Source organism: Collinsella sp. D33t1_170424_A12 (assembly GCF_015554865.1).
Lineage (GTDB): Bacteria > Actinomycetota > Coriobacteriia > Coriobacteriales > Coriobacteriaceae > Collinsella.
In genome coordinates, this window is record NZ_JADNJJ010000145.1 from 1 (window position 1) to 13,403 (window position 13,403).

Below are 13,403 nucleotides of genomic sequence, written 5' to 3' on the forward strand. Positions count from 1 at the left end.
GCCGCGCAGAAGATTGCGCAGCTGCTGGCCACCGGTAAGCCCAAGAACGACAAGGTGTACAACACCCCGGTCTACCGTTTCGACGTGGATGGCGAGGAGTGGGTCTCCATGGGCCTGGCCGGCCATATCCTGGCGCCGGACTTCCCCGACGAGATTCTCTTCGACAAGAGCGAGGGCTGGTACTCGCTGACCGAGGACGGCGAGGTGCTGCCTGCCGCGGTGCCCGACGGCCTGGCCCGCCCGCCCTACGACACCAAGCGGCGTCCCTTCCTGGCCAACGGCATCAACATCAAGGGGTGGAAGGTCGAGAGCCTGCCATATCTCACCTGGGCGCCCGTCATCAAGAACCCCGCGGAGAAAGAGATCATCCGCGTTCTCAAGAACCTGGCTAAGAAGGCCGATTCCGTCGTGATCGCAACGGACTTCGACCGCGAGGGCGAGCTTATCGGTTCCGATGCGCTCTCCTGCGTACGCGAGGTCGCACCCGACGTCCCCGTAAGCCGTGCGCGCTATTCGGCGCTCATCAAGGGCGAGGTGACCGAGGCGTTCAACAACCTGGTCGAGCTCGACCAGAACCTGGCCGACGCTGGCGAGAGCCGCCAGTACATCGACCTCATCTGGGGCGCGGTTCTCACGCGCTACCTCACGCTCGCCAAGTTCGGCGGTTTCGGCAACGTGCGTTCGGCCGGTCGCGTCCAGACGCCCACGCTCGCCCTGGTGGTCGAGCGCGAACGCGAGCGCATGGCGTTCGTGCCCGAGGATTACTGGCAGATTCGCGGCCTTGCCTGCGCCTCCGAGCAGGAGTTCAAGATCGGGCACGCCACGGCGCGCTTCACCGATAAGGAGGCGGCCGAGACGGCATACGGGCACGTGGCCGAGGCGACTGCCGGCACCGTGACCGATATCGCCCGGCGCTCGCGCAAGCAGCCGCCGCCCGTCCCGTTCAACACCACGGCGCTGCAGGCCGCTGCCGCATCCGAGGGTATCAGCCCGGCGCGCACCATGCGCATCGCCGAGAGCCTCTACATGAGCGGTTTCATCTCCTACCCACGCGTCGACAACACGGTGTATCCCAAGTCGCTCGACTTGGAGCGCATCGTCAACGGGCTGGCTGCCAACTCGCCGGCGCTGGCGCCCGTGTGCAAGAAGGTGCTTGCCGGCCCCATGCAGCCCACGCGCGGCAAGGTGGAGACGACCGACCATCCGCCCATCCATCCTACGGGCCAGGGCGACCCCACCACGCTCGACGGCGGCCAGCTCAAGCTCTACAACCTCATCGCGCGCCGCTTCCTGGCAACGCTCATGGGGCCCGCGACCATCGAGAACACCAAGCTGTCCATCGATGTGGCCGGCGAGCCCTTCACCGCCAGCGGCGACGTGCTGGTCGATGCCGGTTTCCGCGAGGCGTATCCCTACGGACTCAAGCGCGATGAGCAGCTTCCCGCGCTCGAGGCGGGCGACACCGTGGACGTGCACGATATCAAGCTCGAGGCCAAGCAGACCGAGCCGCCCGCGCGCTATAGCCAGGGCAAGCTCGTCCAAGAGATGGAGAAACGCGGCCTCGGCACCAAGTCCACGCGCGCGAGTATCATCGAGCGCCTGTACACGGTGCGCTATCTCAAGAACGACCCGATCGAGCCCAGCCAGCTGGGCATGGCCATCATCGACGCGCTGTCGCAGTTCGCGCCGCGCATCACCACGCCCGAGATGACCGCCGAGCTCGATGCCGACATGACGCACGTGGCCGAGGGTGCCGACACGCAGGAGCACGTTGTGGACCATTCCCGCGCGCTGCTTGCCGGCATGCTCGATGCGCTCATCGAGCACAAGGACGACCTGGGCGAGGCCATTTCTGACGCCGTCACCGCCGACGCCCGCGTGGGCGCTTGTCCCAAGTGCGGCAAGGACCTGGTCATGAAGACGAGCGCCAAGACCCGCGGCAGCTTTATCGGCTGTATGGGCTGGCCCGACTGCGACGTGACCTATCCGGTCCCGAGCGGCGTGAAGGTGAGCCCGCTCGAGGGCGAAGCGGCTGTGTGTGAGCACTGCGGTGCGCCGCGCATCAAGTGCCAGCCGTTCCGCCAGAAGGCGTATGAGCAGTGCGTGAACCCCGTGTGCCCCACTAACTACGAGCCCGATCTCAAGGTGGGCGAGTGCCGTGTGTGCGCCGAGGCGGGCCGCCATGGCGACCTCATCGCCCATAAGAGCGAGAAGAGCGGCAAGCGTTTCATCCGCTGTACCAACTACGACGACTGCGGCGTGAGCTATCCCCTGCCCGCCCGCGGCAAGCTCTCCGCAACCGGCGAGGTCTGCGAGCACTGCGGCGCACCCGTGGTGGTTGTCGAGACCGCCCGCGGTCCATGGCGCATCTGCGTGAATATGGACTGCCCGGGTAAGGAGAAGAAGGAGAAACCCGCCCGCGGCAAGGCTTCGGCGGCGAAGTCGACCACGAAAAAGGCTGCTACGGCGAAGAAGCCCGCCGCGAAGAAGCCGGCTGCGAAGAAGGCTGCGGCGAAGAAGCCCGCCGCGAAGAAGGCTGCGGCGGAGAAGCCCGCTGCGGAGTAGGATCACTGCGGGGAAGCCGGTTGCGGCGACGGCCCGCGGTGAGGAACCGGCTGCGGCGTCGCGGCGGTTACGTATGGTTGTTGCCACTTTTCAAGTTGTGCGTATGGTTTTGTGCCGCTTTGAGAGTCTTGAACAGCACAAAGCCATACGCACAACGCCCCCGCCATACGCACAACGCCCCCGCCATACGCACAACGCCCCCGCCATACGCACAACGCTAGGCCGTGTATGCGAGGTTGGGGCGCGCGCCAGGCGGAATGGACGCAGCGGCTGCTGTGCGAGGTACTGACCACGGACTGAAAGCCGCCGTTCACGGATCGGTAACAGCCGTTTACGGAATAATTCTGGGCTTGATTTCATTTGATGTCGCTTTGAGCTGTGGTGTTAGGCGGTCTCGATTTGCTTGTTGGAGAATTGTTCGGCAAGCGTTTGCTATGGTGCCCGCTGGAAGGAGGTCGGGCATGGGCAGAAGAGGCCAGAAGATCGCTAGTCGGATTTTAGACGGGGCGGAGGCAGAGGGTCGATTTGCATTTGCGATCGAGCGGTTCGAAGCACGATCGCTTCAACGTGCCTGCGCAGCGGGTGAAGCCGTCGAGGTTTCCCGAGGCTATTTTGCTCGAGTGCGCTATCACGACGGCCTTCCGCGGCGGGCGCGTGCGATGCATCTGATACGTGCGGTTGCCCGCAAGCACCCGAGCTGGGTGTTCGCATCTTTTTCGGCTGCCTTGGTCTATGGCCTGCAGGTTTCCAACGGGTTGACCGACGTTGTTCATCTCGCGATGAGCGAGTGCGAGAACCGGTCTGTTGGAGACGGGCGGTTTCATTGCCATCTGGTGAGGGACGCTTCGTTCGTGACGGTTGCGGGCATACGTGTGACGCCTCTTAAGACAACGCTGCTCGACTGCCTGTGCCAGGCGAATTTTTCCCAGGGTCTGGCGATTGCCGATTCAGCGCTCCATTGGCGCCTGGTCGATGCGGACGGCCTGCGAGAGCATGTCGAGCGTTCGGGTTTCCGGCGTAAGGGGATCCGGACGGCTCGACGGGTGCTGCGATGGATGGACGGCAGGAGCGATAACGGCGGGGAGTCGATGGCGCGAGCGGTTATGATCGAGCTGGGATTTCAGCTGCCTGAGCTTCAGGTCGAGGTTGCCGATCCGTTGACCCCGGGCGGAATGTGGCGGGTCGATTTCTGCTGGCGCCTTCCAGATGGAAGGGTGGTGATCGGCGAGTTGGACGGCGGCGGCAAGTATCTGGCTGACGGCGAGGGCGCTGCCGAGGCGCTGGATCACATGAGGCGGGAGCGCTTGAGGGAGTCGCGCCTGAACCTTACGGGGGCGATGGTGATCAGGTTTTCATTCGAGCAGGCGATGGATCGGGCATATATGGAACGCTTGCTTACGAACGCCGGAGTCCCCCGCCGCGTGGATGCGTGCCTTTGAGGGCCTTTGCGGGGTTTTGTGCGGGGAGAAAAAGGGTCGCGGTATGATGGAGTCTGAAAAAGCAGGTGCAAGGAGGGTGCCGGAGTGGCTCGAGGTTTGTTTATCACCGTGGAGGGCGTGGACGGCTGCGGAAAAACGACGCAGGCGGCGCGTATCGCCGCAGCGCTCGAGGCGTCGGGCCACGATGTGCTGCGTCTGCGGGAGCCGGGCGGCGTCGCCATCTCGGAGAAGATTCGCGGCATCCTGCTCGATCCCGCGCACGGCGAGATGGGTGACGCCTGCGAGCTGCTCTTATATGAAGCTGCCCGTGCTCAACTGGTGCATGAGGTGATCGCTCCGGCGCTGGCGGCGGGCAAGACCGTGGTGTGCGACCGCTTCTATGATTCGACGACGGCATATCAGGCGTATGCCAACGGATTCGACCTCGAATCGGTTAAGCGTGCGAACGCGTTGGCCGTGGGGGAGTGTCGACCGGACGTGACGCTCGTGTTCGACGTCGATGTCGATGTGGCGGCGGCTCGCAGGCACGGCCGGGATGCGGCCGATCGCCTGGAGCTCAAGGGGCTCGAGTACCAGCGTCGCGTGGCGCGCGGCTTTCGTGCGATCGCAGCGGAGGAGCCGCGGCGCGTGCGCGTTGTGGACGCATCGCGCGGCATCGATGAAGTGTTCGCATCCGCCTGGCAGGTGGTGGTTTCGTGCGTAGAGCGCTAGCGGTGTGTTAGCGCGCGTGCCGAGGGATATGGACGAGAGGAGTGGGGCGGCAGATGGCGAACGAGATAATCGCGGAGCGCTCATTGCTGGCGCGGCTGGAGACGCAGCCGCGCGTACGCGACTTTTTGGCGCAGGCGGTGGCGACGGGCCGGGTGAGCCACGCGTATCTGTTTTTGGGCGCGCCGGGGTCGGGCAAGCTCGATGCCGCCTGGGCGCTCGCGCAGCAGCTCATATGCGAGAATGGCGGATGCGGGTCATGCGATGCGTGCGTTCGCGTGGCACGGCAGACCCATCCCGACGTTCACTACTTTTCGCCCGAGTCGGCCGTAGGCTACCTGATCGACCAGGTGCGCGCGCTGCTAGCCGAGGTCTCGCTGTCGCCCATTCGTTCCAGGCGCAAGGTCTACATCATTGACCGTGCAGAGCAGTTGCGCGCGAATACCGCCAACGCGCTGCTCAAAACGCTTGAGGAGCCGCCGGCGAACGTGGTGTTCATCCTGCTCGGTCCCAGTGCCGATATGATCTTGCCCACCATCGTGTCCCGCTGCCAGTGCGTTCCGTTTCGTACGGTGCCGCAAGCGCGTTCGGCGGAGCTCGTCGAGCGCGCCACGGGCGTCTCGCCCGAGCGCGCCCGCATGGCTGTCGCGGTGGCAGGCAGTCCGGCGCGGGCAGCGGAGTTCCTCAAAAGCGCTGAACGGCAGGAGGTTCGTCGCGCGATGCTTCGTCAGGTCGACTACCTTGCTCGTGCGGATGAAGCGGATATCCTCACGTCGATCAAAGACCTTATGGCCGTGATCAAGGCGCCGCTCGACGAGGTAAAGTCTACGCAGCAAGCCGTGCTCGATCGCGATTCCGAGTACCTTACGCGTGGAGCATTAAAGCAGCTCGAAGACCGTTTCAAGCGCGAGCTATCCCATCGGGAGCGTTCGGGTATCATGGAAGCGCTGGCGTGCGTTCGCTCGCTTTTGCGCGACGCCCTGCTGCGCTTGCAGGGCGTGGACGAGCCCATCGTGAACGAGGATGTTTCGGAGATGGTCGATCGTCTTTGCGCGACCGCGACCGTTGCCGGCGTCACCGCGGCGCTCGATGTGGTGGCGCAAACCGAGCGGCGTCTCGCTCGCAACGTAACCCCTCAGCTGGCCCTCGAGGTCATGCTCCTCGATATAAGGAAGGCCCTTACATGCCCATAGTTGTTCCTGTTAAATTCGCGTTCGCCTCGCGCGAGCTGTGGTTCGATCCGCAGCGCCTCGATATCCTCGCGGGCGATCACGCTATCTGCTCTACCGAGCGCGGTACCGAGATCGGCTTGGTCACGGCCGATCCCTTCGAGGTCCCCGCGTCGGAGCTTGCGGCGCCGCTCAAGCCCGTGCTGCGCGTCGCCACCGACGATGACCTCGATCACGCCGACGAGCTTGCCGATCGTGGCGAGGACGCGATGCATGATTTCCGCCGACTTGTTGAGCGAAACGGCCTCGATATGAAGCCGGTCGCCGTCGAGTATCTGTTTGGCGGCGAGAAGGCCGTCTTCTATTTCGCAGCCGAGGACCGCGTCGACTTCCGTCAGCTCGTCCGCGATCTGTCGAGCTTCTTCCATGTGCGTGTTGATATGCGCCAGATCGGCGTGCGCGACGAGACGCGCTTGGTGGGCGGCTACGCCACCTGCGGCCAGGAGCTGTGCTGCGCGCGTTTTGGCGGCCAGTTCGAGCCGGTGTCCATTCGCATGGCGAAGGAGCAGGACCTTCCGCTCAACTCGTCTAAGATCTCGGGCGTGTGCGGCCGTCTTATGTGCTGCCTGCGCTACGAGTTCGAAGCATATAAGGACTTCAAGTCCCGTGCCCCGAAGAAGAAGGCGCTTATCGATACGCCGCTGGGCAAGGCCAAGGTGCAGGAGTACAACACGCCCCGCGAGGAGCTTGTCCTGCGTCTGGAGAACGGCAAGGTCTTTCGCGTGAACCTCGCGGACATGACATGCTCGGAGGGCTGCAAGAAGAAGGCGAGCGAACAGGGTTGCTCGTGCCGTCCCGACTGCGTGACGCGCGATGTGCTCGAGCGCATCGAGTCGCCCGATATCGCGTTGGCGCTGCTCGAGCTCGATCGCGAGAACGGTGTGGACGTGGGGGATGGCCTCGATCGCGCCGACCGTATCGCCGCCAGCGGTCCGACGCCGCGCCGTCGCCGTATGCGCGACGAGGAGGCGGCAAAGTTTGGCGGTAAGGGCTCCGCGAACCCGAAGGCCGCTCGCTCCGGTGTCGCCAAACAGGACGATTCCGAGCAGGTCGCCGCGCCGTCGCGCCGCCGTCGGCGCCGTCCGGCTTCGGCCGAGGCCGCCGACGCCGCGCAGCAGAACGGTTCGCGCCGTGCCGCCCAGGGTGCCCAGCAGGAGGGCGCGCCGTCTTCGTCGCGCCGTCGTCGCAGGCACCTGACGGGCGAAGAGCGCGATGCCGCCTTCCTCAGCGCCGCGCGGGCCGAGCAGAAGCGCGCCGCTAGCGAGGCCGCGCCTAAGGCGGGCGAGCAGGAGGCGTCGGCGGGCAATCGCTCGCGTCGTCGCCATACCTCCAAGAAGCCCGAGGTGGCTTCCGTGGCCGAGCAGGTCTCCGGTGGGGACGTCAAGGTCACGCGCCGTCGTCCCGGCGATGGCGGTGGCCAAGCTGCGGAGAAGCGCGCGGCTGGCAAGCCTGCAGCCGAGGGTTCTGCCGAGGGCGCGCCCAAGAAGCGCCGTCGCCGCAGGTCTCGAAAGCCCAAGCAGGGCGGTGGCGAGCAGCCCAATTCCGGCGCTTCGCACGAGTAAGACTTCAGGGCGAAAACCCTGAATGGCTCCGGCGAATACGGGGTATAACAGCAGAACACGGGCCCTCTCTTGTTTGCGTACGGGAGAGGGCTGTTTCTTTTGACTGCAATATCACAAGGGGAGCATGGAGCGCTGGACGAAGCGTTGCATGGGGCTTGCGGGGCTTCGGAAGAGGCGGTGCATGGGGCCTGCGGCGGCCTGGGCGAAGCGGCGCGCGGCCCGATGGCAGGGCGCCTGGCGTCGGTGCTCAACTGGTTGGGCGCGCAGACGCTCGAGGCCCTGTCGCCCACGCGTTGCGCGGGCTGCGAGGCGCCGGGACAGCTTGTCTGCAGCGGCTGCCTCGAGCGTTTGGAGCTGATCGACCCTGCTTGGGCGTGCGCGAGATGCGGCGCGCCGTTTGGCAGGATGCTGTGCACCGAATGCTATGGCCGGACGATGGCGACGGATCGGTGCTTGGCGGTGGCGGTGTTTCAAGACCCGCTTGCCCGTATGATCCGCATGTACAAGGACGCGGGGGAGCGGCGGTTGGCGGAGCCTTTTGCCGAGATGCTGTACGACGCCGCGCTGCATGCGCAGGCCGAGGATGCCGAGCGCTTCAGCGGCTTGCTCGCAAGAGCAGACGCCTTGGTGTTCGTGCCCGCTACGGCGCGCGCGTTTCGCCGCCGCGGTTTCGACCATATGGAGGCCATCGCCCGCGTTTTGGCCGAGCTGTCCGGGGTGCCCGTGCTTGATGCCCTGGTGAAGCACGGAGCGGGGGACCAGCGTGCATGGGGCAGGTTGGAGCGCCTGATGCACTCGCACGGCGCGTACGAGGTGGTGCCCGATGCGTTCGGGGCCCTCGCCGGTGCGCGCGTGCTGCTGCTGGATGACGTGATCACTACGGGCGCCACCGTGACGGCGGCAGCGGCGGTTCTGCGCGATGCGGGTGCCGACGGCGTCGATGCCCTCGCGCTCGCGCGCGTCATGGGGCCGGGCGCGGGATGAGCCATGCCCGTGCGCATGCGAGGGGCTCGGTGGTCGTTTGCGCGGCTCGCGGGCAATGCCGGCCGCCGTTTCCTCGTGCGCGGCAGTTGGTTGAAGCGCATGCTTTAGCCTGCGGAAATGCGGTGCATGCCTATGGCATCTCCGCGATCTCCTGCTATAATGCCCCTCGTTCCTTCCAGGCTGTGGTTGCGGCGGGGCCTTCGGCGCTCCTCCTAGTCCATGACAGACGCGGTCAAAGGGATCCACGTAAGCCGCGGCGTGCGCGCCAAGGCGATCATGGCGCGTCCTAGAAGTAAGACGTACCGTCCGGTCTATTCTTTCGAGGCAATAGGTGCCTCACGGGCGAGCGGGTTAGTCGTGATGCCGTTGCGGCGGCTGAGCAAACGCCCCGGTGCGCAAGTGTGGGGTCAAATACCAGGTCAGCTGGGGGAACAGTGGCGACGCTCGCCGGCCGTGCGGCCCGTAGGCGTCGTCTTTCATAACAAGACGCGCTTGCCGATGCGGGGGGATTTGGGAATGATCAAGGGACACGCGCGCCGTACGGCGCATCATGCGATGTGCGTGCTGGCGGCCGCGGCCACGCTGGGCCTTACCGGGTGCACGCTGCTCACCCCGTCCCGTTCCGAGCTGCCTCCGCGTCAGCTCCATGCGCAGGTATCCGAGCCCGCTATCGGCGCCTCGGGCGTGCTGCGCGTGGCCATCGATGCGAGCGATGCCCCCCAGTCCATGATCGATGGGCAGGGCAAGATGGTCGGCTATGCCGTCGATGTCGCGCATGCGCTGGGCGACCGCCTGGGCCTGCGCGTAGAGTTCGTCACCGACGTACGTCCGGATAAAGTGGGGTCGCCGCGCACCGCCGATATCTATATCGGCGCCCACGAGGATGACGAGGACGACGCGGTCACGGTAGTGGCCCCCTATCTCGAAAGTGCCCCCGCCCTTTTCGCCAAGACCATGGCGGGCAAGGCTTCCCCGCTCTCGTCTTCCGTCGATGATCTTGAGGGCGCGACGGTGGGCGTGCAGTCTTCCTCCGCGGCGCAGGATATGCTCTCCTCCCTGGGGACGAGCGCCGAGCAGAAGACGTATGCCAATGTGAACGAATGCCTCAGCGCCCTCGATAAGGGCGAGGTTGATTTCGTGGCCTGCGATGCCACGGCCGGTGCCTACCTCTCCCGTGCGTACGGCGACATCGTGTTCGCGGGCGCGCTCGACGAATCTGATAGCTACGGTATCGCCGTGAAGGCGCGCAACGAGGAGCTTCGCGAGGCGATCGTCGACGCGCTCGACGAGATCGAGGCCGACGGCACGCTCGATGCCATCCATACGGCGTGGTACGGCACCATGCCGGTGGGTATCGGGGAATCGCTCGTCGCCGGGCTCTCCGCGCGTCCATCCAAGCTTCCTGCTCCCGACTCGGGCGCGGACGATGACGCGCCGGTCGACGATGAGGGGGAGGACGCCGGCGCGCTTTCGATATCGGGCAACCTCAACGCGCTGTCCGAGTAGGTCGCACGGCTTCAGGGCTCCATACCGCAAGCGCTCGCTCAGAGCGCGCTCGCTTCGGTATGCGGCGGTATGTACTTCGTTAGCGGACGACCCCATCTTTTCCTATGAAGGTGCATAAAAGTGGGTACAACCTAATCACGAAGTCATATCCCCGGATAGATTGGAGTCACGTATGGATATCAAGGTTACGGGTCGCAAGACCACGGTTACCGATGCTCTGCGTGCTCACGTCGACGAGAAGATCGGCGAAGCCTGCAAGGTGTTCGATATCGAGCCCATGTCGGTCGATGTTGTCCTTCGTTACGAGAAGAATCCGTCCAACCCCAGCCCCGCTATCGTCGAGGCTACCGTTCGCGTGCGCGGCTCGGTCATTCGCGTTGCGGAGCATGGCACCGATATGTACGCCGCGATCGATCTGGCTGCCGACAAGGTGACGCGCCAGCTCCGCAAGTTCAAGACCAAGGTCGTCGACAACCGCCAGAGCGGCCCCAGCGCTGCAGACGTGGTGCCCGTGCCGCGCGTCGAGGACCTCGCAGACCTGCTGATTCCCGAGGAGGAAGAGGACGGCCAGCTCGTACGCGAGAAATTCATCGAGCTCGTGCCCATGTCCGAGGAGCAGGCCCTCGTCCAGACCGATCTTCTGGGTCATGACTTCTACGTGTTCGAAGACGCCGCGACCGGCATGGTGAATGTGGTGTATCACCGTAAGAATGGTGGATACGGCATCATCAAGCCCAAGTTCGAGGTGCCCACCGAGTAAAATGCCAGTAGGTGCATGAATAGGATGGCGGCCATCCCGTGCGGGGTGGCCGCCATCTTTCGTATGGAAAGGCGTTCATGAACACTTCTACTCTTTCAGCATGCCGCAACCCGCACTGTCGTATCGTCGTCGATACGTGCTCCGACCTCACGCCCGAGGTGGCCGCCACGCTCGACGTCGATATCCTGGGCTTCCCCTATATCCTCGATGGCGTCGAGTACACGGATGACATCTGGGCCTCGATCACGCCCAAGGAGTTCTACGATAAGCTGCGCGCCGGCGTTCGCGCATCCACCTCGGCCGTCTCGCTCGGCCGCTATATCGAGTACTTCACCCAGTGCGCCGAAGAGGGCACCCCTACGGTGTACCTGTGCTTCACCAGCGCCCTCTCTTCGAGCTACAATTCGGCGCTTCACGCCGCCGAGGAAGTCATGAAGGCGCATCCGGGCTTCGAGCTCTACGTGGTCGATAACAGCCTGCCTTGCGCCTGCGGAGAGCTGCTCGCCCTCGAAGCCGTGCGCCAGCGCTCGGCCGGCTTGTCCGCCGAGGAGCTCGCTGCCTGGGCGAACGAGGCCAAGCGCTACGTCCACGGCTACTTCACGCTCGAGAGTCTCGATGCGCTGGCCGCTGGCGGCCGCATCCCGCCCGCGGCGGCGCAGCTCTCCAGCAAGCTCGACATCAAGCCCGACCTCTCTTTCGATCTTTCGGGCTCGCTGTCGCTGCTGGGCGTGAGCCGCGGTCGCAAGAAGGCGCTCAAGTCGCTGGTCAAGTCGTTTAACGAGAACCGCGTGGTCGACCCGAGCCTTCCCATCGCCATCGTGTCGTCGGACGCCGAGAAAGACGCCGACTGGCTCGAGGCGGCCATTCGCAAGGAGGAGGGGTGCGAGGGCATCACCGTCCTGCGCGGTTCGGTGGGCACGGCCATCGGCGCGCACGTGGGACCCGGTATGGTGGGCGTCGCGTTCTGGGGCGGCGACCGCGCCGAGAAGATCTCGCTGTCCGACCGCATCGCCAGGCGCGTCCGCAACGCATAGGCGTCCCGCGCGTCCTACCGCCTGCAATCAACCAACTAGTAAGGAGAAGATATGTCCAACCACAACACCAAGGTCGCCTTCATCGGCACCGGCATCATGGGTGCTCCCATCGCCGGCCACATCCTGGATGCCGGCTATGAGCTGAGCGTCTACAACCGCACGCCGGGTAAGGCGCAGCCCCTCGTGGACCGCGGTGCCGTATGGGCCGAGACCCCGGCCCTGGCCGTCGAAGACGCCGACGTGATCTTTACCATGGTGGGCTACCCGCAAGACGTCGAGGAGCTTTACCTCGCCGGCGACGGCCTGCTGGCCTGCGCAAAGCCGGGCGCCTACCTCATCGACCTCACCACGAGCTCGCCCGAGCTCGCACGCGATATCGCCGAGGCGGCCGAGGTGAGCGGCAAGCACGCGTTCGACTGCCCGGTCACGGGCGGCGAGTCCGGTGCCATCGCCGGCATGCTCACGGCTATCATCGGCGCCACCGAGCACGACATCGAACCGGTCCGCCCGCTGCTCGAGACCTTCGCTGCCAACCTCTTCTGCTTCGGCGGCGCCGGCAAGGGCCAGGCCGCCAAGCTCGCGAACCAGGTCGCCCTGGGCGCTTCGATGGTCGGCATGGCAGACGCCCTGGCGCTCGCCCAGCAGTGCGGTCTCGACCTGGAGCAGACGCGGCAGATGATCTGCGGCGGCACCGGCAAGTCCGGCGTTATGGAGCAGCTCGCTCCCAAGGCGCTCGACGGCGACTACAAGCCGGGCTTCATGGTCGAGCATTTCATCAAGGACCTGGGCCTGGCGCTGCAGGTTGCCGAGGAGAAGGAGATCGCCCTTCCCGGCGCAGATACCGCCTTCACCCTCTACGACATGCTCGACGCCATCGGCGGAGCGCGCATGGGCACGCAGGCCATCACCTTGCTGTACCAGGAGGAGGCCGATGCCGTAGCTGCAGGTCTTGACTGGTCGCTTTACACGAACGCTCACGAGGAGGATGGCTGCGGTTGCGGTTGCGACCATGACCATGGCCACGAGCACGAGTGTGCCTGCGGCCACGATCACGACGACGACCACGAGTGCTGCTGCGGCGGCCACGGCCACGATGACGACCACGAGTGCTGTGGTGGCCACGGCGATGGCTGCTGCCATCACGGGGAGTAGCCGTCTATGTCGGGATTCTCGTTTATCGTGCTGTCGGCCCTGCTCTTCGTGTTCTTCGCGTACCTGGGCGTCCAGGTGGGCGCCTGGGCGGGTGAAAAGGCCGTCACCAGCGGTGACTACTGGAAGATGAACGCCATCGCGGTGGGCATCGCCGTGCTGTTCACCATGCTGCTTGCTCCGCTTCCGCTGCTCTATTCCGCGATCATCGGCATGCTCGCCGGCGCCATCGTGGGCCTCAAGCTCGCCTTCGGCGAGTCCGTGGGCCCGTGGAAGGTGCTCGATCGCTTCCTGAACGTCAACCGCCAGCATCGTCGCACCGCGGCCGCCGGGACCGGCGAGGAGCGCCGCGCACGCCGCAAGGCGGGGGAGAAGGCGCCCGACCTCATTTCGGTGAACAACGACAAGAAGGATTCGAGGTAATCGTATGGCAGAGCAGAAAGAACGTGAGCTGAGCGCCGAGGAGG

General features: G+C 65.2%; 11 protein-coding genes. All 11 read left to right on the top strand.

All coding sequences use genetic code 11. The features are described 5' to 3' along the window. On the top strand, positions 1-2,565 hold a 2,565-nt coding region (locus tag I2E26_RS06210; RefSeq protein ID WP_229056464.1), incomplete at its 5' end, for a DNA topoisomerase I. A gap of 659 nt (positions 2,566-3,224) precedes the next feature. After that, complete coding sequence (locus tag I2E26_RS06215; RefSeq protein ID WP_229056465.1) at positions 3,225-4,004, top strand: hypothetical protein; 780 nt, start codon at positions 3,225-3,227, stop codon at positions 4,002-4,004. A gap of 84 nt (positions 4,005-4,088) precedes the next feature. Then, positions 4,089-4,715 carry a dTMP kinase gene (gene tmk / locus I2E26_RS06220; protein WP_195420037.1) on the top strand — a complete coding sequence of 209 codons (627 nt, stop codon included), beginning with the start codon at positions 4,089-4,091 and terminating at the stop codon, positions 4,713-4,715. Between the two features lie 53 nt (positions 4,716-4,768). Next, positions 4,769-5,905 carry a DNA polymerase III subunit delta' gene (gene holB / locus I2E26_RS06225; RefSeq protein ID WP_195420038.1) on the top strand — a complete coding sequence of 379 codons (1,137 nt, stop codon included), beginning with the start codon at positions 4,769-4,771 and terminating at the stop codon, positions 5,903-5,905. After that, the gene (gene ricT, locus I2E26_RS06230; RefSeq protein WP_195420039.1) at positions 5,896-7,503 is read left to right on the top strand and encodes a regulatory iron-sulfur-containing complex subunit RicT; all 1,608 of its coding nucleotides are present in this window, start codon (positions 5,896-5,898) and stop codon (positions 7,501-7,503) included. Before holB ends, ricT begins: the two co-directional genes overlap by 10 nt. A gap of 99 nt (positions 7,504-7,602) precedes the next feature. After that, the gene (locus I2E26_RS06235) at positions 7,603-8,487 is read left to right on the top strand and encodes a ComF family protein (protein ID WP_229056466.1); all 885 of its coding nucleotides are present in this window, start codon (positions 7,603-7,605) and stop codon (positions 8,485-8,487) included. Positions 8,488-9,003: 516 nt separating this feature from the next. Then, complete coding sequence (locus tag I2E26_RS06240; protein ID WP_187231535.1) at positions 9,004-9,993, top strand: ABC transporter substrate-binding protein; 990 nt, start codon at positions 9,004-9,006, stop codon at positions 9,991-9,993. A gap of 172 nt (positions 9,994-10,165) precedes the next feature. Then, a complete protein-coding gene (gene hpf, locus I2E26_RS06245; protein ID WP_195420040.1) occupies positions 10,166-10,753 on the top strand; it encodes a ribosome hibernation-promoting factor, HPF/YfiA family in 588 nt (195 codons plus the stop codon). 77 nt (positions 10,754-10,830) lie between these two features. After that, positions 10,831-11,787: a DegV family protein gene (locus I2E26_RS06250; protein ID WP_195420041.1), complete on the top strand. Its 957-nt coding sequence runs from the start codon at positions 10,831-10,833 to the stop codon at positions 11,785-11,787. Positions 11,788-11,838: 51 nt separating this feature from the next. Continuing rightward, positions 11,839-12,939, top strand: coding sequence for an NAD(P)-dependent oxidoreductase (locus I2E26_RS06255; protein ID WP_195420042.1), 1,101 nt, complete (start codon positions 11,839-11,841; stop codon positions 12,937-12,939). Between the two features lie 6 nt (positions 12,940-12,945). Beyond that, positions 12,946-13,359 (top strand): hypothetical protein, encoded by a 414-nt coding sequence (locus I2E26_RS06260; RefSeq protein WP_195420043.1) that lies wholly within the window; start codon positions 12,946-12,948, stop codon positions 13,357-13,359. Positions 13,360-13,403 lie beyond the last annotated feature (44 nt).